This is a genomic window from Cobetia sp. AM6 (assembly GCF_009617955.1).
GTDB classification, from domain to species: domain Bacteria; phylum Pseudomonadota; class Gammaproteobacteria; order Pseudomonadales; family Halomonadaceae; genus Cobetia; species Cobetia amphilecti.
On record NZ_AP021868.1, the window covers coordinates 4,113,405 to 4,131,562 of the forward strand.

14 protein-coding genes and 1 tRNA gene are annotated in these 18,158 nt (G+C 62.7%); 4 read left to right on the plus strand and 11 right to left on the minus strand.

Going from position 1 to position 18,158, the window contains the following annotated elements; translation table 11 throughout:
- Positions 1-91 precede the first annotated feature (91 nt).
- The 5 genes from CLAM6_RS17225 to glnA all read right to left on the minus strand — a co-directional run bounded on the left by CLAM6_RS17225 (position 92) and on the right by glnA (position 6,891).
- Positions 92-1,429 carry a deoxyguanosinetriphosphate triphosphohydrolase gene (locus CLAM6_RS17225; protein WP_043335753.1) on the minus strand — a complete coding sequence of 446 codons (1,338 nt, stop codon included), beginning with the start codon at positions 1,427-1,429 and terminating at the stop codon, positions 92-94.
- 130 nt (positions 1,430-1,559) lie between these two features.
- On the minus strand, positions 1,560-2,969 hold the full coding sequence (gene ntrC / locus CLAM6_RS17230) for a nitrogen regulation protein NR(I) (protein ID WP_043335756.1): 1,410 nt from the start codon (positions 2,967-2,969) through the stop codon (positions 1,560-1,562).
- Positions 2,966-4,060: a nitrogen regulation protein NR(II) gene (gene glnL, locus CLAM6_RS17235; RefSeq protein ID WP_263643034.1), complete on the minus strand. Its 1,095-nt coding sequence runs from the start codon at positions 4,058-4,060 to the stop codon at positions 2,966-2,968. Before glnL ends, ntrC begins: the two co-directional genes overlap by 4 nt.
- 262 nt (positions 4,061-4,322) lie before the next feature.
- A complete protein-coding gene (locus tag CLAM6_RS17240) occupies positions 4,323-5,015 on the minus strand; it encodes a DUF4124 domain-containing protein (protein WP_054556333.1) in 693 nt (230 codons plus the stop codon).
- 469 nt (positions 5,016-5,484) lie between these two features.
- Positions 5,485-6,891 (minus strand): glutamate--ammonia ligase, encoded by a 1,407-nt coding sequence (gene glnA / locus CLAM6_RS17245; protein ID WP_043335758.1) that lies wholly within the window; start codon positions 6,889-6,891, stop codon positions 5,485-5,487.
- Between the two features lie 642 nt (positions 6,892-7,533).
- On the opposite strand from glnA, the gene typA reads away from it, so the two are divergent.
- The 3 genes from typA (at position 7,534) to rnk (ending at position 11,484) form a co-directional block, all read left to right on the plus strand.
- On the plus strand, positions 7,534-9,342 hold the full coding sequence (gene typA / locus CLAM6_RS17250; RefSeq protein ID WP_043335760.1) for a translational GTPase TypA: 1,809 nt from the start codon (positions 7,534-7,536) through the stop codon (positions 9,340-9,342).
- Positions 9,343-9,992: 650 nt separating this feature from the next.
- Positions 9,993-10,883, plus strand: coding sequence for a WYL domain-containing protein (locus CLAM6_RS17255; RefSeq protein WP_043331776.1), 891 nt, complete (start codon positions 9,993-9,995; stop codon positions 10,881-10,883).
- 187 nt (positions 10,884-11,070) lie between these two features.
- Complete coding sequence (gene rnk / locus CLAM6_RS17260; protein ID WP_043331775.1) at positions 11,071-11,484, plus strand: nucleoside diphosphate kinase regulator; 414 nt, start codon at positions 11,071-11,073, stop codon at positions 11,482-11,484.
- A 6-nt stretch (positions 11,485-11,490) separates the two neighbouring features.
- Here rnk and CLAM6_RS17265 read toward each other — a convergent pair whose 3' ends face one another.
- On the minus strand, positions 11,491-12,996 hold the full coding sequence (locus CLAM6_RS17265) for a coniferyl aldehyde dehydrogenase (protein WP_153636706.1): 1,506 nt from the start codon (positions 12,994-12,996) through the stop codon (positions 11,491-11,493).
- Between the two features lie 358 nt (positions 12,997-13,354).
- Positions 13,355-13,431 (minus strand) — tRNA-Arg (locus CLAM6_RS17270).
- 144 nt (positions 13,432-13,575) lie between these two features.
- Between CLAM6_RS17270 and CLAM6_RS17275 the strand changes: the two genes are divergently transcribed.
- Entirely contained in the window at positions 13,576-14,070 is a 495-nt protein-coding gene (locus CLAM6_RS17275) for a c-type cytochrome (RefSeq protein ID WP_153636707.1), read from the plus strand.
- A 30-nt stretch (positions 14,071-14,100) separates the two neighbouring features.
- Here CLAM6_RS17275 and rep read toward each other — a convergent pair whose 3' ends face one another.
- The 4 genes from rep to pyrE form a co-directional block, all read right to left on the minus strand.
- Positions 14,101-16,182 carry a DNA helicase Rep gene (gene rep / locus CLAM6_RS17280; protein ID WP_043331771.1) on the minus strand — a complete coding sequence of 694 codons (2,082 nt, stop codon included), beginning with the start codon at positions 16,180-16,182 and terminating at the stop codon, positions 14,101-14,103.
- 55 nt (positions 16,183-16,237) lie between these two features.
- On the minus strand, positions 16,238-16,711 hold the full coding sequence (trmL, locus tag CLAM6_RS17285; RefSeq protein WP_153636708.1) for a tRNA (uridine(34)/cytosine(34)/5-carboxymethylaminomethyluridine(34)-2'-O)-methyltransferase TrmL: 474 nt from the start codon (positions 16,709-16,711) through the stop codon (positions 16,238-16,240).
- A gap of 144 nt (positions 16,712-16,855) precedes the next feature.
- Entirely contained in the window at positions 16,856-17,416 is a 561-nt protein-coding gene (locus CLAM6_RS17290) for a YfaZ family outer membrane protein (protein ID WP_153636709.1), read from the minus strand.
- A gap of 55 nt (positions 17,417-17,471) precedes the next feature.
- Positions 17,472-18,146 carry an orotate phosphoribosyltransferase gene (pyrE, locus tag CLAM6_RS17295; protein WP_107335804.1) on the minus strand — a complete coding sequence of 225 codons (675 nt, stop codon included), beginning with the start codon at positions 18,144-18,146 and terminating at the stop codon, positions 17,472-17,474.
- Positions 18,147-18,158 lie beyond the last annotated feature (12 nt).

The following is an 18,158-nucleotide window of genomic DNA, read 5'->3' on the forward strand; positions in this document are numbered from 1 at the left end:
GAGAGCAGGCATCCACCAGGGAACGGCACCGTTGCCGTTCCCTGGTGGGTGTAATCAGGCTTGAGATGATCGGGCTGATGGCGCCTCGCTCTCAGTCGCCGCGCAGACGGCCGCCCATCTCCTGGGCGAGATCCACCGCGAAGTGGTCCGTCATGCCGCCGATGAAGTCGAGCATGCGCCGATAGCTGCGGTAGAGATCCCAGTCCTTGGTCGGCGTGTTCTCGCCGATCAATGCCAGCACACGTTGATGCTTGAAGCTGGAGCGCCCCTTGGTATGCAGCTCATGCGCAGCGCCGATGAAGGCCTCGAGCAGGATACCCAGCGTGGTGTAGGCACCGATCTCCAGCTTGGCCTTGCGCTCGTTGCGGAAGATCTTCTGGCGCGCCAGATTCTTGGCTTCCCGCACGCCCCAGCCGAGGTCGGGGTGGCAAAGGTCGAGCAGGTCTTCACTGAGCGTGCCGGCCAGCAGTTCCGTCTCGCGCTGCACGAAAGCCTCGGCGACATCATTGACGGCACGCTCCATCGCCGCGCCTCTCAACGCCGCCACCTTGCGACGCTGGGAGGTGCCGCGGGCGACCATCTCCTGATATTCGCGCGGCTCGCCACCGCTGATGCCGGTGAGAATCTCGAACACTTCCTCGAACTGCAGGATGCCCATCTCGAGGCCATCTTCCAGGTCCAGCAACGCATAGCAGATATCATCGGCGGCCTCGACCAGCCACGCCAGCGGGTGACGGCACCAGCGGCCATCGGCCCGCGCCAGCAACCCGCAACGCTCGGCGACCTGATCCAGCAGCACGCGCTCGCTCTGATAACAGCCGAACTTGCCGCCGGCCGTGGCGTGCTCCACCGTCCACGGGTACTTGAGCAGCGTGCCCAGCGTCGCCGCCGTCAAGCGCATGCCGCCATGGAACTGGTTGTATTCGATCTGGGTGACGATGCGAAAGCCCTGGGCATTGCCTTCGTAGGTGAGCAGGTCCTCGCGCTCGGCATCGCTCAGCCCGGCCAGCCGACCGTGATCACTGGCGGCCTCGGCGGCGAACCAGTCACGGATGGCGTACTCTCCGGCATGCCCGAAGGGCGGGTTGCCGATGTCATGCCCCAGGCAGCCGGTCTGGACGATGACGCCGAGATCCGACGGCGTGATCCAGTCGGGCAACTGCTCCTTGAGCTTCTCGCCGACCATCATGCCCAGCGAGCGACCGACGCAGCCGACTTCCAGCGAGTGGGTCAGGCGCGTGTGGATGTGGTCGTTGTCGGTCAGCGGGTGCACCTGGGTCTTGCGCCCCAGGCGACGGAAGGAGCCCGCGAACACGATGCGGTCGTGGTCCTTGTGGAAGGGAGTCCGCCCCATCTCACGCGATACGGTGCCCGGTGCGTCATGCAGGCGACTCGGTTCCAGCAGTCGCTCCCAGCTCATCGATGACATCAGGCAACTCCTTGGCAGGCGCCGAGTACTGGCGCCGGCGAGCAGATAACAGGTGAATGACGCGCATAAAAAAAGAGAACAGGGATTGTGGCACCCTGTTCTCCTTGTCTCCAGCCCGCTCAGGCCTTCCTCAGTCCTCGGCCAGCGCCGGCAGCAGCACCTTGAGCTTGCGGGTCAGGGTGTTGCGGCCCCAGCCCAGCAGCTCGGCGGCTTCGCCCTTGCGGCCACCGGTATGCTTGAGAGCCGTCTCGATCAGGATGCGCTCGAAATCGGGCACCGCCTCTTCCAGCAGATGGGTGTGGCCGGCGGCGAGTGCGCGGTCCGCCCACTCGCGGAAGGCACCACGCCAATCGCCGGAGGCCGCCTCGGTGCCGCTGGCATCGCGCAGCTCCGGCGGCAGGTCCTCGATCATCACTTCACGCCCCGAGGCCATCACCGTCAGCCAGCGACAGGTGTTCTCGAGCTGGCGCACGTTGCCCGGCCAGTCGAAGCGCGTCAGGTGTTTCTCCGCGGCCTCCGTCAGCACCTTGGGCTCGGTCGACAGCTCACGCGCGGCCTCGCCCAGGAAGTGGCTCATCAGGCGCGGAATGTCTTCGCGACGCTCCGACAGGCGCGGCAGATGCACGCGAATCACGTTGAGGCGGTGGAAGAGATCCTCACGGAAACGCCCATCCTCGACCAGCTTTTCCAGGTGCTGGTGCGTCGCGGCGATGATGCGCACGTCGACCTTGACCGGCGTGATGCCACCGACACGATAGAACTCGCCATCGGCCAGCACGCGCAGCAGGCGGGTCTGGGTCTCGGCGGGCATGTCACCGATCTCATCGAGGAACAGCGTGCCGCCATCGGCCTGCTCGAAGCGCCCGCGGCGCAGCGCCGTGGCGCCGGTGAAGGCGCCCTTCTCGTGGCCGAACAGCTCCGATTCCATCAGGTCCTTGGGAATCGCGGCCATGTTGAGCGCGATGAACGGCTTGGCGGCGCGCGGCGAGTGCTGATGCAGCGCCTGGGCCACGCGCTCCTTGCCGGTACCGGACTCGCCGTTGATCAAGACGGTGATATGCGACTGAGACAGGCGGCCGATGGCGCGAAAGACTTCCTGCATCGCCGGCGCTTCGCCGATGATTTCCTTGGTCAGTCCTTCCGGCACGGCGGCGGGCGCCTTGGATTCCCGGGCATGTGCCACGGCGCGCCGAACCAGCGCCAGCGCTTCATCGACATCGAACGGCTTGGGCAGGTATTCGAAGGCGCCGCCCTGATAGGAGGCCACGGCGCTGTCGAGGTCGGAATGCGCCGTCATCACGATGACGGGCAGGTCCGGGTACTTCTCGCGCACGCGCGCCATCAGGTCGAGACCATCGGTTCCGGGCATGCGGATATCGGTGATCAGGACATCCGGGCACTGACGCATGATGCTGGCTTCGGCCTGATCGGCACGCTCGAAGGTTTCCACCTCGAGGTCGGGTTGTGCCAGAGCGCGCTCCAGCACCCAGCGAATGGCACGGTCGTCATCGACGATACAGACGCGGGCAGTCTCGCTCATGTGTGATCTCCAGAAGTGCCGGCTAGCGGAATGAGTAATCGGAATTCGGTATGGCCGGGGCGCGAGTCACACTCGATCAACCCCTGATGCTGGTGCAGGATGCCCTGGGCGATCGACAGCCCGAGCCCTGAGCCTTCGGCGCGCCCCGAGACCATCGGGTAGAACAGCGTCTCGCGCAGGCTCTCCGGGATGCCGGGGCCGTTGTCGATGATCGCCAGCTCGCAGACCAGCCGGTGGCGCTCATGGCCCAGCGTGAACTGCCGGCGAGCGCGGGTCCGCAGCGTGATCTCGTAGGGGGCGGCGTCAGGCTGCGGTGAATCGGGCTGTGGCTGCTCATTGAGGGCCTGGGTGGCATTGCGCGCGATGTTGAGCACCGCCTGGATCAGCTGTCCTTCATCGCCGATCACCTCCGGCAGGCTCGGGTCGTAGTCGGCGCTCAAGGTGATGGCGCTGCCTTCCGCCTGCAGCAAGGCCCGCACCCGCTCGGTCACCGCATGCACATTGACCGGCGCCTGCAACGGCGGCCGGTTCGGCCCGAGCATGCGATCGACCAGATCACGCAGACGGTCCACCTCCTCGATGATGATGCGCGTGAACTCCACCATCTGCGGTTCGGGCAGATCACGTTCGAGCAGCTGGGCGGCACCACGAATGCCGCCGAGCGGATTCTTGACCTCATGCGCGAGACCACGCGTCAGCACCTTGACCGCCTCCTGGCGGGCGATCAGCGCTTCTTCGCGCGAGATCTGCATCAGGCGGTCACGCGGTTCTATCTCGACCAGCAGTTCATTGGCGCTGATGGGCGTCGCGGTGAAATCCACCGTCAGCGCTTCATGGGCCGCGTTGATGATCTCGGCCTCACGCTGGGTGTAGGGGTGCTGCTCCTCCAGCGCCTTGCGCAGCACATTGATCAGGGTGTCATCCAGCCCGGTCATGTTGTCGGGCGTACTGCCCTTCACACGCACCAGACTCACCGCCAGCAGCGTCTCCGCGGCGGGATTCATCCAGACCATCTGCAGCTGTGAGTCCAGCACCACCACGGCAGTGTTCAGGTGTTCGAGCAGTCGTTGATGCATGGGTTTGTTCGCCATCTGCAGTACGTCTCCCTGTTCTGCAATAACCGCGCCAGTCTGGTGCAGGCACCGAGAACACGGCGTCCGATGCTGTGCAACCATTTCTGGCCCCTCATATTGGCACCAAAATGGTGCAGGCGGAAAATCGCGCTCGAATCCGCGTTGCCTCACTTCACCGCCAGGCGGCCCGACATCGACTGGCCCAGACACGAAAAAGCCGCCCGAAGGCGGCCTGTCAGCGAAGGAGAAAGGCGCGAAGAAAAAGGCCGCCCAGACGCTGCTAACCACCGCCAGCGTTGGCAGGGTTGTTGGGGTTGCGAGGCAGATTGACGCTGGCGCGCTGCACATAGACCACCTTCGGCTCGCTGGTCTGGCGCACGCGGCCGGTGGAATCCAGCAGCTCCGCCTGGATGACATGCTTGCCACGCTCCAGCGCCGGCACCATGAAGACGGTGCTGTGCATGGCGGATTGAGACGGCGCACCGTCCACGGTCACGCGCACCTTGTCTTCCGGGCGCAGCTTGGGCTCGATTCCCAGGCGCACCGCCAGATTGCCCGCCTGCCCGGTCTGCAGCGTTTCCTCGTTGGACGGGCTCTGGATGGTGAAGGTGGTATAGCCACGGAAGGCCACATCCACCGCAGGCGCCCGGGTGCGGGTACTCTCGCTGGATGAGGAAGAACTCACGCGCGACGGCGTGCTGCGTCGCGGCGGCAGGGATTCCGTCGACGGCACCACGCTGAGCGGCGTCAGCTGCACCTTGCTGCCGCCCGCAGGCTGATCACTGAAGACCACGTTGCCGTTGGCATCGACGTGACGATAGACCTGGGCCGCCTGTAGATCGAACGACAGGCTGGACAGCATCAGCGTCGCTGCCAGCAGCAGGCACTGCAGTGGCTCGGGGCGCGCTGCTGGCAGTGCACGCGAGTCAGTCGCGGGGTTCGCGACGCGCAGGGAGGATACGAAGGGCCACATCCGAAGATTCCTGAAGAGAGTCATGGGAGGCCAGAAGCCGCAGGCAGCTCCAGCGGGTTGGGTCTATCGACAGGCGATCCTGCTGCCTGAAGACAAGGCTAACAAGTTACAAAGCTTACCGCGTTGATGCCAGCATTTGGGGCCTTCGACAAGACGCCTGTGTGCATTGACTGTCACGCAAGGCTACCACCGCGCCCTGCAGGTCTGTCAGCAGCATGGCGGATCTCAGGGAAAAGGATCAGGGGCAGAGCAAAGGATCAGAGCAAAGAGATAGAACGAAGCAGGGCCATAATGAAAAACAGGGCCACAACGAAAAACAGGACCACAACGAAAAACAGGGCCACACCTGTCGGTATGGCCCTGCTGTCGTCATCGTCCGGGGATGGCCTTCACCTGGAAGGCACTCCGTCAGATGGCGTGGCTAGCGAATGGCTGCCTCAACCTCTGCAGTACTTAGACGCTGCTGTACTTAGACGCTGTAATACATGTCGAATTCGAGCGGGTGAGTCGCCATGCGCAGGCGCTGGACGTCTTCGCCCTTCAGCTCGAGGTAGGCATCGATCATGTCGTCGGTGAAGACGCCGCCCTGGGTCAGGAACTCACGATCGCCGTCCAGCGCGGTCAGGGCCTGTTCGAGGCTCTCGGCCACGGTCGGGATGGACTTGGCTTCTTCGGCCGGCAGGTCGTAGAGGTTCTTGTCCATCGCGTCGCCCGGGTGGATCTTGTTCTTGATACCGTCGATACCGGCCATCAGCATCGCGGAGAACGCCAGGTACGGGTTGGCCGTCGGATCCGGGAAACGCGCCTCGACACGCTTGCCTTTCGGGCTGGCGGTGTACGGGATACGGATGGAAGCGGAACGGTTGCGGGCAGAGTAGGCCAGCATGACCGGCGCTTCGAAGCCCGGCACCAGACGCTTGTAGGAGTTGGTGGACGCATTGGTGAAGGCGTTCAGGGCACGAGCGTGCTTGATGATGCCGCCAATGTAGTAGAGGGCCATTTCAGACAGACCCGCGTACTCGTCACCGGCGAACTGGTTGTCGCCATCCTTCCAGAAGGACTGGTGAACGTGCATGCCGGAACCGTTGTCACCGACCAGCGGCTTGGGCATGAAGGTCGCGGACTTGCCGTAGGCGTGAGCCACGTTGTGGATCACGTACTTGAGTTCCTGAACCTCATCGGCCTTCTTGACCAGGGTGTTGAACTTGACGCCGATCTCGTTCTGGCCGGCGTTCGCCACTTCGTGGTGGTGAACTTCGACTTCCTGACCGATGGCTTCCAGGGTGTTGCACATGGCAGCACGGATATCGTGGAAGCTGTCGATCGGCGGGACCGGGAAGTAGCCGCCCTTCAAACGCGGACGGTGACCCAGGTTGCCGCCTTCCGGCGTGGAATCGGTCGCCCAGGCACCTTCTTCGGAAGAGATCTTGAACATGGAACCGTTCATCTCGTTCTTCCAGTGCACTTCGTCGAAGATGAAGAATTCCGGCTCCGGACCGAAGAAGGCGGTGTCGCCCAGACCGGTGGACTTCAGGAATTCCTCGGCGCGCTTGGCGACGGAACGCGGATCGCGCTCATAGCCCTGCATGGTGGCCGGCTCGATGACGTCGCAACGCAGCACCAGGGTGGTGTCTTCGGTGAACGGGTCGAGGAAGGCAGTGCCGTCGTCCGGCATCAGGATCATGTCGGATTCGTTGATGCCCTTCCAACCTTCGATGGAGGAACCATCGAACATCTGGCCGTTCTCGAAGAATTCCTCATCCACTGTACGCGCCGGGATGGAGACGTGCTGCTCCTTGCCCTTGGTGTCGGTGAAGCGCAGATCAACCCACTTGACTTCGTGTTCTTCAATCAGGGCAAGTGTCTTCTCAGCCATGGTAATTCTCCGATGGAGCCGGCGGCTCTGGTTACAGTTGGTGTCAGCGTTGTCTGGGGTTATTGCTCTATTTTGTAAGCCTTTTCTCTCATGGTCGGCGTCGTTATGCCAGCCATCAGACAGGATGCTCTAACAATGCAGCGAGCGTGCCAGAATGGCGCACGCCGCATCGGTCATTTCAGTAAGCTAATGAATATACTGAAAAAAAACATCACCATCTTCATGCATGCAGCACGAAAACCCGACCAAAGATGGGCCGACAAGGTGCAAAAATTCTTGCCGCGCAGTGCAGATTCATCATTTGAGTGCACCAAAAAACGCCATTGCTCCACATTGGTGCAAAACACTGAATCCCGGGGATTTCTCCGCTCACACCCGATGATCACGTCAGCATCACATTGCGGTCATTTCTTTCTTTCATCCTCATGTTTACCTCGACTCACAAGTTTTTTTCATCCGCGACAAGGGCGCGGAAAAGACTTGAGAGACAACCATTTGGGCACTTCAGGCCAATTGAAGGCACTCGCTGACTCGCCTCGTGAATGCACGATGCTGGCAGGAGGCATGCCATGCCCCCTATAATGCGCCCCAAATCACAAGCGCCCGGTACGCGAGCGCCCATTTTCCGCACAGGTTCCCGTCGTGATCGAGAAACTTCGCAACATAGCCATCATCGCCCACGTTGACCACGGTAAAACTACCCTGGTCGACAAGCTCCTGAGTCAGTCTGGCACCCTGGACCGCAAGGCCGAGGGTCAGGAACGCATCATGGATTCCAACGACCAGGAAAAAGAGCGCGGCATCACCATTCTCGCGAAGAACACCGCGATCCAGTGGAACGACTACCACATCAACATCGTGGATACCCCTGGGCACGCTGACTTCGGTGGCGAAGTCGAGCGCGTGATGTCCATGGTCGATTCCGTGCTGCTGCTGGTCGATGCCGTCGATGGCCCGATGCCGCAGACTCGCTTCGTGACCCAGAAGGCATTCGCCCAGGGCCTGAAGCCGATCGTCGTCGTCAACAAGATCGACCGTCCGGGCTCTCGTCCTGACTGGGTCGTTGACCAGATCTTCGATCTGTTCGACAACCTGGGCGCGACTGACGAGCAGCTCGACTTCCCGATCATCTACTGCTCTGCCCTCAACGGCATTGCCGGTATGGATCCGGAAGACCTGAAAGACACCATGGACCCGATGTTCCAGTCCATCGTCGACATCGTCGAGCCGCCGAAGGTCGAGCTGGACGGTCCGTTCCAGATGCAGATCTCCGCACTGGACTACAACAGCTACGTCGGCGTCATCGGTCTGGGTCGCATCAAGCGCGGCGCCGTCAGCCCGGGTCAGCAGGTTTCCATCATCACCAAGGAAGGCGCTGTCCGTAAGGGCAAGATCGGCCAGGTCATGACTCACATGGGTCTGGACCGCGTGCAGACCGACAAGGCGACTGCCGGCGACATCGTCTGCATCACCGGTATCGAGAACCTCGCGATCTCCGACACCATCTGCGACACCGCCACTGTCGAGGCGCTGCCGCCGCTGACCGTCGATGAGCCGACCGTCTCCATGACCTTCCAGGTCAATGACTCTCCGTTCGCCGGTCAGGACGGCAAGTTCGTCACCAGCCGCAACATCCGTGAGCGTCTGGACCAGGAACTGATCCACAACGTCGCACTGCGCGTCGAACAGGGCGAGACTCCGGAGAAGTTCGTCGTCTCCGGTCGTGGTGAGCTTCACCTCTCCGTTCTGATCGAATCCATGCGTCGTGAAGGCTTCGAGCTGGCCGTGGGCCGTCCGGAAGTGATCATCAAGGAAATCGACGGCAAGAAGCAGGAGCCGTACGAAGAAGTCATCATCGACTGTGAAGAGCAGCACCAGGGCTCCATCATGGAAGAGCTGGGCTACCGCAAGGGCGAGCTGACCAACATGAACCCGGATGGCAAGGGTCGTGTGCGTCTGGACTTCATCATCCCGTCTCGCGGTCTGATCGGCTTCCGTGGTCAGTTCCTGACCCTGACCTCCGGTACCGGCATCCTGACCAGCCGCTTCGATCACTACGGTGATCTGAAGGAAGGCGCAGGCGTCGAGCGTCGCAACGGCGTCATGATCTCCATGGTGCCGGGCAAGGCGCTGTCCTACGCCCTGTACACCCTGCAGGAACGTGGCAAGCTGATCATCGGTCACGGTACCGAAGTCTATGAAGGCATGCTGGTCGGTATCCACAACCGCGCCAACGACCTGGTCGTGAACCCGACCAAGGCCAAGAAGCTCGATAACATGCGTTCTACCGGCAACGATGAAAACATCGTGCTGACGCCGCCGATTCGCTTCACCCTGGAACAGGCGATCGAGTTCCTGGATTCCGATGAGCTGGTGGAAGTCACTCCGCTGCACATCCGTATCCGCAAGAAGTACCTGAAAGAGAACGAGCGCAAGCGCGCCAGCAAGTAAGCTGGCCCAGCCAGCCCCCTGCCTGATGGCAGGGGGCATCGTGCTCAAACGCAAAAGACCCGCCAACTCGGCGGGTCTTTTGCGTTTGAGCACTTTTCGCTGTTGCCGCAAAGGGCAGCATGACCATCTATCTAATACTTATGAATGTCATTGCAGGAAGTGCGTCGCTATTAGGGCTCGCAGAATAAGGGAACTTTGCGCGATACCTTGGCCTGAGGCATCTCTAACACTTAAATGAGGGTTATATGAGGCATATTCGTGTTGCGCATATAGCGTCTTCATTCAGAGCATGCCACACGCGGCCAACGCCCCTGCGCAACGTAATGTCTTGATCTATTGATAGCGCGCAATCACACGTCACCGAGCGAGGATAAATCGTCGAATTCTAATGATGCGTCGCGTTTGGACGACGCAAAAACGAGACGTCGATGCGCAGTCACTAGGGTCAACGCAACGGAGCAGGTATCTTCTGCCGGAGCTTTCTTTATGCATATCCTGCAGTTAACGAAGACTTGTTCGCCACACGCCACCCGGAGCAGGGTCCTCTTACCGATCCTCGTGAGCACTCGCCATGTGTCGCCATTGCCAAGCCAGGTGTGTGCAATGCGTCACGAATACGCTCCAGAAGACCCGTATGAAAGGATTCAGCAATGAGCATCAAGCAACGCCTCGAAGTCCTGCCATGGGACACGCTGGCGCGTTACCGCCTGATCGAGATCATCGCCTTGTGGGAGGGGCGAGTCACTTCGCGTCATCTGGGCAACGCCTTCGGTATCGCCAGACAGCAAGCCTCGCGCGTCATGAAGACCTACCGCGAGACGGTCGCCGAGAACAATCTCGAGTATGACCCCGTCATCAAGGGCTACCGTCCGTCGGCGAATTTCTGCCCCATGCTGACGCGGGGTGAGGTCGATGAATACCTGCAATTGCTGGGCAATCACGACAATCTGAATCCGCATTTCACCGGGTTGGGGCTAGGCCAGGCAAACACCGAGGCCCTGCGCCTGCCGTCACGCAGCGCCAGTCCGCCGGTGGTCAGGGCCTTGATTGAAGCCGCCAGTCAGGGCGCGCGTCTCGAGGTGACCTATGCCTCTCTCAACTCTCCCCAGGGGGAGGAGCGCATCCTGTGTCCGCATACGCTGGTCTACGCCGCTGGCCGCTGGCATGTGCGCGCCTTCTGCGAGAAGAACCGGGCTTTTCGTGACTTCGTGCTGTCTCGATTCCGCGCGGTGCCGGAGCTGTTCGGTGAAGCCCTCGAGGGCAGCCAGCGCGAGTGCGATGAAGGCTGGGAGACGCGCGTCACCTTGAAGCTGGGCGCCGACCCGCGCCTGACGCCCGCCGAGCGCGGCCTGATAGAGCAGGACCACGGCATGGTGGATGGCGAGCTGCACCTGCCGACACGCGGTGCTCTGGTGCAATACGTCCTGCGCGAGCTGGGCATCAATCCGGACCATCTGGAAGAGTCTCCGCGCGCCCAGCAGCTGGTCGTGCTCAATCGCGACGAGATCACTGACTGGCTGTTCGTCAGCTCCAGCGCCTGACGCGGGAGTGAGCGGGTCTGTCCTCGCGCTGACCTCAGTTGCCTGAATGGGCTATCCATCGCCGAGCGAAGTTTATATGATGACTTCTGCACACAGTCCTTCGCCCTTCCCGGCGGAGGGCTGTTTTTTTGGTGTCCAGCAAGGCCTTGCTCGCAAGGGGCTGACACCACGACTGACAGGAGGTCTCATGGCCACACTTCCCTCGATCATCATCAATCGCCTGGACGCCGAACGCCTCGAGCGCCTGATTGATCGCGTTGCCGCCGCCGACCGTCAGGTGGCAGAACAGCTTGAGGACGAGCTGGAGCGCGGCGAGGTCGTCGAGCCTCACGAGGTGCCCGCCGATATCGTCAGCATGAACAGCCGCGTGGAGTTCACGGACCTGACCCGCCAGCAGACTCTGGTGCGCACGCTGGTCTATCCGCATGCGCTGCCCGACCAGCAGGACGGCCTGTCGGTGCTGGCGCCACTGGGGGCTGCCCTGCTCGGCCTCAAGGTCGGTAGCCTCATCGAGTGGCGGCTGCCGGATGGCAGCCTGCACGAGGTGCGTATCGAGGCGCTGCATTACCAGCCGGAAAGTGCCGGCGACCTGCACCGCTGATATCGCCTAGCGCATCAGCAGGCGGCGGATAAGACCATGGATGGCGCGCGCTGTCGGCCCATCGGCATAGGGCGGATACATCAGTCGCGCGCCATTCATGCGTCCCTTGGCGAAGATTCCCTTGGCCTTGCTGAGCGTCTGGAAGCCTTCCTTGCCATGATAATGGCCCATCCCGGATGGCCCGACACCGCCGAACGGCATGTCATCCTGGGCCACATGCAGCAGGGTGTCGTTCAGACACATTCCGCCCGCATGGGTGCCTTCGGTGACCCGCTGCTGTTCGTGCTTGTCGTGGCCGAAGTAATACAGCGCCAGCGGCCGGGGCCGGGCGTTCACATAGGCCATCGCGACGGATAGCGCATCCTCCGGTGCCTCCAGCAACGTGCCCTTCACACTCGTCTCGCTCTCCGCCTCATCCGTTGCCCCCGGGTCCGCCAGGCCGACGATCGGCAGCAGCGGGCCGAAGATTTCCTCCTGCATCACGCGCATCTCATCCGTCACATCGAGCAACGCCAGCGGCGGCATCAGACGCTTCTCGACCAGCTCCGGGTCATTCCAGTCGGGGCTGTCGACCAGAGGCCTGAGTGTCGCACCCTTCGCCAGGGCGTCCTCGAGCACCTCTCGCAAGCGCCGGTACTGACGCTGATTGATGATGCGCGAATAGTCCTGCGTCTCGCAGAAGCGCGGATAGAAGCGCTGGAAGGCCTCGCCCAGCGCCGTGACCAGCAGCGGGACCTGGTCCTCACTGCACAGCACGTAGTCCGGCGCGACGCAGGTCTGGCCGGCGTTCATGCCCTTGCCGAAGGCCAGCCGCCCCGCCGCTTCACGACGCTGCGCCTCATCCGCCATCAGCTCACGCGACATGATCACCGGCGACTTGCCGCCCAGCTCCAGCGTCACGGGGGTCAGGTTGTCCGCCGCGGCGCGCATCACATGCTTGCCGACCGCCGTGCTGCCGGTGAACAGCAAGTGGTCGAAGGGCAAGGCCGAGAAGGCCGCCGCCACATCGGCCTCACCGATCACCACGGCCACCTGCTCCTCATCGAAGGCATCGAGCAGCATCACGCGCAGCGCCTCGGCGGTCTCGGGGGTGAACTCGCTCATCTTGATCATCACCCGATTGCCGGCACTCAGGGCGCTGATCAAGGGGCCGATCGCCAGATAGAGGGGATAGTTCCAGGGCACGATGATGCCGACCACGCCCAGCGGCTGATAGACGACGCGCGCAGAGGCCGGCTGGAAGGCAGCGCTGACATGGCGCTTGGAGGGCTTCATCCAGCCCTTGAGGTGACGGCGTACATGACGAATGCCTTCGTAGCTCGGTACCAGTTCGGCCAGACGCGTCTCATGGGCGCTGCGGTGACCGAAATCGGCGCTGATCGCCGCGATCAGGGCCTCCTCGTGTGACTTGAGCGCATCACGCAGCGAGGTCAGCCAGGCCAGGCGCTCGTCGGCACTGGGCATCGGCGACAGGCCATAGGCGGCGCGCTGGTCTTCCAGCAGCGCCTGCATGCGCGTGATTTCCCGAGTGGCAGTCTCGCTGCTCTCATTAGACGAGCCAGCAGACGAGACAACAGATTCAGGCGAAGCAGGATCAACAGGGGCGGCAGTCGTCATGAGAACATCCAGTGAGGGCCGGCGAAGCCAGCAGCGAAGGCAGACAGCCACGAGTATGGCGTACCAGGCGATAGCGACCGGCGCGCGGAGAAGCGCCAGCGTAGCTCATCCCGTTTTAGAACACTCGTTTGATGACGTCAAAGAAAGTCGCCTGCGCCGCTGGTGCGCGCCGCAATGCAAAAAGCCCCCGCACCGTGAGGTACGAGGGCTTTTCGGGTGTCGACCGGCAATGGCGCCGGTGACGGGAATTCGTTGGCGCGCCCAGCAGGATTTGAACCTGCGACCCCTGCCTTCGGAGGGCAGTACTCTATCCAGCTGAGCTATGGGCGCGCATGCCAGGGTTGCAGTGAACCGAGGCGCACTTATGGTAACGTCTTGATTCTACGATGTCGAGATATCCCGCCAGCCACGCGGTTGCTGCGCCTCCGGCGAGCGCTATACTGGCTCGATACACAGCCCCAAAAGGTGCACGCCATGCAAGCTCGCCGGCCAGCTGCTTTTCCCCTCAAGCGCTCTTCCCTGCCACTCTCATTGAGCGCGATGCTGTTCAGCGTGCTTGTCAGCGCGTCCGCACAGGCCGCAGACAACTCCCGCGAGGCGATTGCCGAGCGACTCAAGCCGGTGGGCGAGCTATGCGTGAAGGGCGATGCCTGCGCCGGTGATGGCTCGGCAGCGAGCTCGCAGCCGGGGGACAGCGGCTCTGGTGGGCAAGCCAGTGCCGCCAGCGCGATAGACGGCGAGAAGGTCTACGGTGGCATCTGCATGGCCTGTCACACCACTGGCGCCGCCGGTGCCCCGCGCCTGGGCGAGGCCGGCGACTGGGAAGGCCGACTCTCCAAGGGCGACGAGACGCTCTACACCCACGCCATCGAAGGCTTCAATGCCATGCCGGCCAAGGGCGGCAACCCGGCGCTTTCCGATGAGGAAGTGAAGGCCGCGGTGGATTATCTGCTCGACTCCGTGCGCTGAGTCTCAGCGCACAGCACCCGACAGTAAACATCAGCCCAGCAGCGAACGCAGGCCCGCGATGGCATCCCGCCCGCGGGCCACCTTCTTCTCCTGATCCTGCGGCTTGTCGGCCCGCCCTTCCCACTCGAGGTCTTCCGGGGGCAGCTCATCCAGGAAGCGGCTCGGCACGCAGTCCATCATCTCACCGTAGGTCTTGCGCTGGCGCGCCAGCGTCAGCACCAATGTACGGCGGGCACGAGTGATGCCCACGTAGGCGAGGCGGCGCTCCTCCTCCACTGTCTCCATCTCGATGGAGTTGCGGTGCGGCAGCAGGTCTTCCTCCAGCCCCAGCACGTAGACATGCGGGAACTCCAGACCCTTGGAGGCATGCAACGTCAGCAGCTGCACGCGGTCGGAGTCATCTTCCTCGGCCTGCTGCTCGAGAATGTCGCGCAGCACCAGGCGTGAGATGGCCGCCGCGACATCGCCGGTCTCGGTATCGCCGATCATCGCCTCGCTGCCCTCCAGCTCCTCCACCTCTTCCTGCGGATTGCCGCTGATCGACTTCTCGAGCTGATCGACCAAAATCCAGACGTTGGCCATGCGCCGCTCGGCGATCTTTGGCGCACTGGCGTTCTGATACAGCCAGCCTTCGTAATCCACCTCGCGGAACAGCTCGCGGATGGCGCTGATCGACTGGCCGGCATCCATCTCGCGGCGCACGCGGTCCAGCGTGTGGGTGAAGCGGCCGAGGCGGTCCAGCGCACGCTCACTCAGCTGCTCGCGCAGGCCCATCTCGCTGCAGGCGGCGTAGAGCGACACGCCACGCCCGGTGGCGTAGTTGGCCAGCTTCTCCAGCGTGCCCGGCCCGACTTCCCGCCGCGGCACGTTGACGATGCGCAGGAAGGCGTTGTCGTCCGCCGGATTGATCAGCAGACGCAGGTAGGCCATCGCGTCCTTGATCTCGTTGCGCCCGAAGAAGGAGGTGCCGCCGGAGAGCTTGTAGGGAATCTGGTAGTGCTGCAGCTTGAGCTCCAGCAGGCGCGCCTGGAAGTTGCCGCGATAGAGCACCGCGAAGTCACGCCATTCGGCGCCTTCCTTGATACGCCGCGTGAGAATCTCGCCCGCCACGCGCTCGGCCTCGGCCTCTTCGTTGCGATTCATGATGATACGGATCGGGTCGCCATCGCCCATCTGCGACCACAGCGTCTTGTCGTAGACGTGGGGATTGTTGGCGATCAGGGTGTTCGCCGCGCGCAGGATGATGCCGGTGGAGCGATAGTTCTGCTCCAGCTTGATCAGGTTCAGGCGCGGGAAGTCCTCACCGAGGGTGACGAGGTTCTCCGGGCGCGCGCCGCGCCAGGCGTAGATCGACTGGTCATCGTCGCCCACCACCGTGAAGGTCTGGCGCTCCTGCATCAGCATCTTCACCAGCAGATACTGGCTGATATTGGTGTCCTGATACTCATCGACCAGCATGTAGTGGATGCGCCGCTGCCAGCGCGCCAGCACCTCGGGGTGATCACGGAACAGCACCACCGGCAGCAGGATCAGGTCATCGAAGTCGACCGCGTTGTAGGCCTTGAGGTGCCGGTTGTAGGCCTCGTAGATCACCGCGGCGTACTGGGCGTCTTCATCCTCGGCATGCGACAGCGCCGCCCCGGGCAGGATCAGGTCATTCTTCCAGGTGGAGATCTGGCTCTGCACCGCGTTGATCTGCTCGGCGTCGGTGTCGGCTTCCTTGTGCATCAGCTCCTTGATCAACACCTTGGCGTCATCGGTATCGAACAGCGAGAAGCCCGGCTTGTAGCCCAGCGTCTTCAGCTCTCCGCGAATGATGGTCAGGCCGAGGGTGTGGAAGGTCGAGACGATCAGCCCGTGGCCCTCGCGGCCCTTGAGCATCTTGCCGACACGCTCCTTCATCTCGCGCGCCGCCTTGTTGGTGAAGGTCACGGCGGCGATGTTGCGTGCCTTCATGCCGCATTCCTGCACCAGATAGGCGATCTTGGTCGTGATCACGCTGGTCTTGCCTGATCCGGCACCGGCCAGCACCAGACAGGGGCCATCGATGGCGCGCACGGCTTCCTGCTGGCGGGGGTTGAGCTTGGCGAGGCGATCACGGATCTCGGTCATCACGGTGTCCTGCTGGGCGAGGGGAAGTAGGTCATCTCAAACACGATGCGTTTGATCAATCGAGCTGTACGGCACCGGAAAAATCCAGCTGACGCCAGCTTTCGTAGACAACCACGGCGACGGCATTCGACAGGTTCATGCTGCGGCTGTCGGCCAGCATCGGCAGGCGCAACACCTGCTCGCGGGGCAGGCTGTCGAGCATCGCCTGCGGCAGGCCGCGTGTCTCGGGGCCGAATACCAGCGCATCACCGGCCTGGAAGCTGGCCTCATGCGGCGCGGTGCGACCACGCGTCGAGAGCGCGAAGACCCGCGAAGGTCTCACGCTCGCCACGAAGTCATCGAGGCTGGCATGGCGCTGCACACGTGCCCACTCATGATAATCGAGACCGGCACGGCGCAGGCGCTTGTCATCCAGCTCGAACCCCAACGGCTCGATCAGATGCAGGCGGTAACCGGTGTTGGCACACAGCCGGATGATGTTGCCGGTATTGGGCGGAATCTCGGGCTGATAGAGCACGATATCGAGCATGAGCAGACTCGCGGCAGAAGGCGAAAACAGGGGGCTGGCCGGCGATGCTCACCTGGCCATGACAACGCAAAGCGGGCCCCGAAGGGCCCGCCATCTTACCGCAATGCGTGACTCACGCGGAGCACGCGTTGCCGAGAACCACCCTCAGAACTGCAGACGCATGCCGACCAGCGGGCCGGAATCCAGTGTGCGTTCGTCACGGTTCTCGAAGTCGGCCTTCACCTTGCGGTAGCCGACATAGCCTTCGACGTTGTCGATGACCTGATACCGTGCGCGCAGGCCGTATTCGTAGCTGTGCTCGAGGTCGTTGCTGGTCGCCACGTCCGGGGTCACGTAGCCGTAGCCACCCAGCGAGACGCGCGGTGCGCCCGGCAGGTAGTAGTAGCCGTAGCCGCCGAGGCCCAGACCGCCGCCGTCACCGTGGTCGGTGTCGTACTGGCTCCAGCGTGCGCCGAGGCCCACGTCGTATTCACTGGTGCGCTCGGTGCCCAGCAGCTGGACGTGACCGGCCGTGACGTCGTCGTGGTCATCGCTGGACAGGATACCGCCGCCGAGCTGGACGCCATTGCCGATCTCGCCATTGATTTCGCCCTGAACGGCTTCACTATTCAGGTTGAGGTCAGCGTTGCCGGCCATGGCCGGGGCGGACAGACTGGCAGCGAGGATGGCTGCCGAAAGGCCGAGAATGTTACGGTGAGCTGTCATGTATGCACCTCTGTACGTGACTGGGAAGGTAATGCTGCGCGGGTCATGAACGCTCTCAGGCGCCCTGGAGACCGTATTGCGCACGGTAGTCGCGAATCGCGACCGCATGCCCAGACAGTTCCTGCTGTGCGTATTGTTCCAGATATTCGAGCACCTGGTCGAGCGTCACGATACTGACCACGGGCATGGAGAAACGTGCCTCCACTTCCTGAATGGCGCTGTTCGCCTTCAGGCCTCCCTGACCATCGGGAGCGCGCTCCTGACGGTCCAGTGCGATCACGACGCCCGCCGCCTTGGCACTCTCGGCGTGGATGATCTCCATCACTTCGCCGATGGCGGTGCCGGCGGTGATGACATCGTCGATGATCATCACGCGGCCTTCGAGGGGCGCGCCGACCAACGAGCCCCCTTCACCGTGGGTCTTGGCTTCCTTGCGATTGAAGGTGAACGGCATGTCACGATCATGATGATCAGCCAGCGCCACGGCCGTCACGGCACCCAGCGGGATACCCTTGTACGCCGGGCCGAACAGCACATCGGCCTCCAGGCCTGATTCGACGATGGCACGCGCATAGAAGCGTCCCAGACGTGCCAGGGCCTGTCCGGAGCGGAATAGACCAGCATTGAAGAAGTAGGGGCTCACCCGCCCGGACTTGAGCGTAAACTCGCCAAACCGCAGCACGTCCTGCTCAATGGCAAACTCAATGAACTCCCGCTGGTAGTCCTGCATCCGATATCACCT

Excerpts from the sequence above, each read along its gene's own strand:
- CLAM6_RS17225 (WP_043335753.1), bottom strand. The coding sequence starts at position 1,429 with ATGTCATCGATGAGCTGGGAGCGACTGCTGGAACCGAGTCGCCTGCAT.
- ntrC (WP_043335756.1), bottom strand. The coding sequence starts at position 2,969 with ATGAGCGAGACTGCCCGCGTCTGTATCGTCGATGACGACCGTGCCATT.
- glnL (WP_263643034.1), bottom strand. The coding sequence starts at position 4,060 with ATGGCGAACAAACCCATGCATCAACGACTGCTCGAACACCTGAACACT.
- CLAM6_RS17240 (WP_054556333.1), bottom strand. The coding sequence starts at position 5,015 with ATGTGGCCCTTCGTATCCTCCCTGCGCGTCGCGAACCCCGCGACTGAC.
- glnA (WP_043335758.1), bottom strand. The coding sequence starts at position 6,891 with ATGGCTGAGAAGACACTTGCCCTGATTGAAGAACACGAAGTCAAGTGG.
- CLAM6_RS17255 (WP_043331776.1), top strand. The coding sequence starts at position 9,993 with ATGAGCATCAAGCAACGCCTCGAAGTCCTGCCATGGGACACGCTGGCG.
- rnk (WP_043331775.1), top strand. The coding sequence starts at position 11,071 with ATGGCCACACTTCCCTCGATCATCATCAATCGCCTGGACGCCGAACGC.
- CLAM6_RS17265 (WP_153636706.1), bottom strand. The coding sequence starts at position 12,996 with ATGCAGGCGCTGCTGGAAGACCAGCGCGCCGCCTATGGCCTGTCGCCG.
- CLAM6_RS17275 (WP_153636707.1), top strand. The coding sequence starts at position 13,576 with ATGCAAGCTCGCCGGCCAGCTGCTTTTCCCCTCAAGCGCTCTTCCCTG.
- rep (WP_043331771.1), bottom strand. The coding sequence starts at position 16,182 with ATGACCGAGATCCGTGATCGCCTCGCCAAGCTCAACCCCCGCCAGCAG.
- trmL (WP_153636708.1), bottom strand. The coding sequence starts at position 16,711 with ATGCTCGATATCGTGCTCTATCAGCCCGAGATTCCGCCCAATACCGGC.
- CLAM6_RS17290 (WP_153636709.1), bottom strand. The coding sequence starts at position 17,416 with ATGACAGCTCACCGTAACATTCTCGGCCTTTCGGCAGCCATCCTCGCT.
- pyrE (WP_107335804.1), bottom strand. The coding sequence starts at position 18,146 with ATGCAGGACTACCAGCGGGAGTTCATTGAGTTTGCCATTGAGCAGGAC.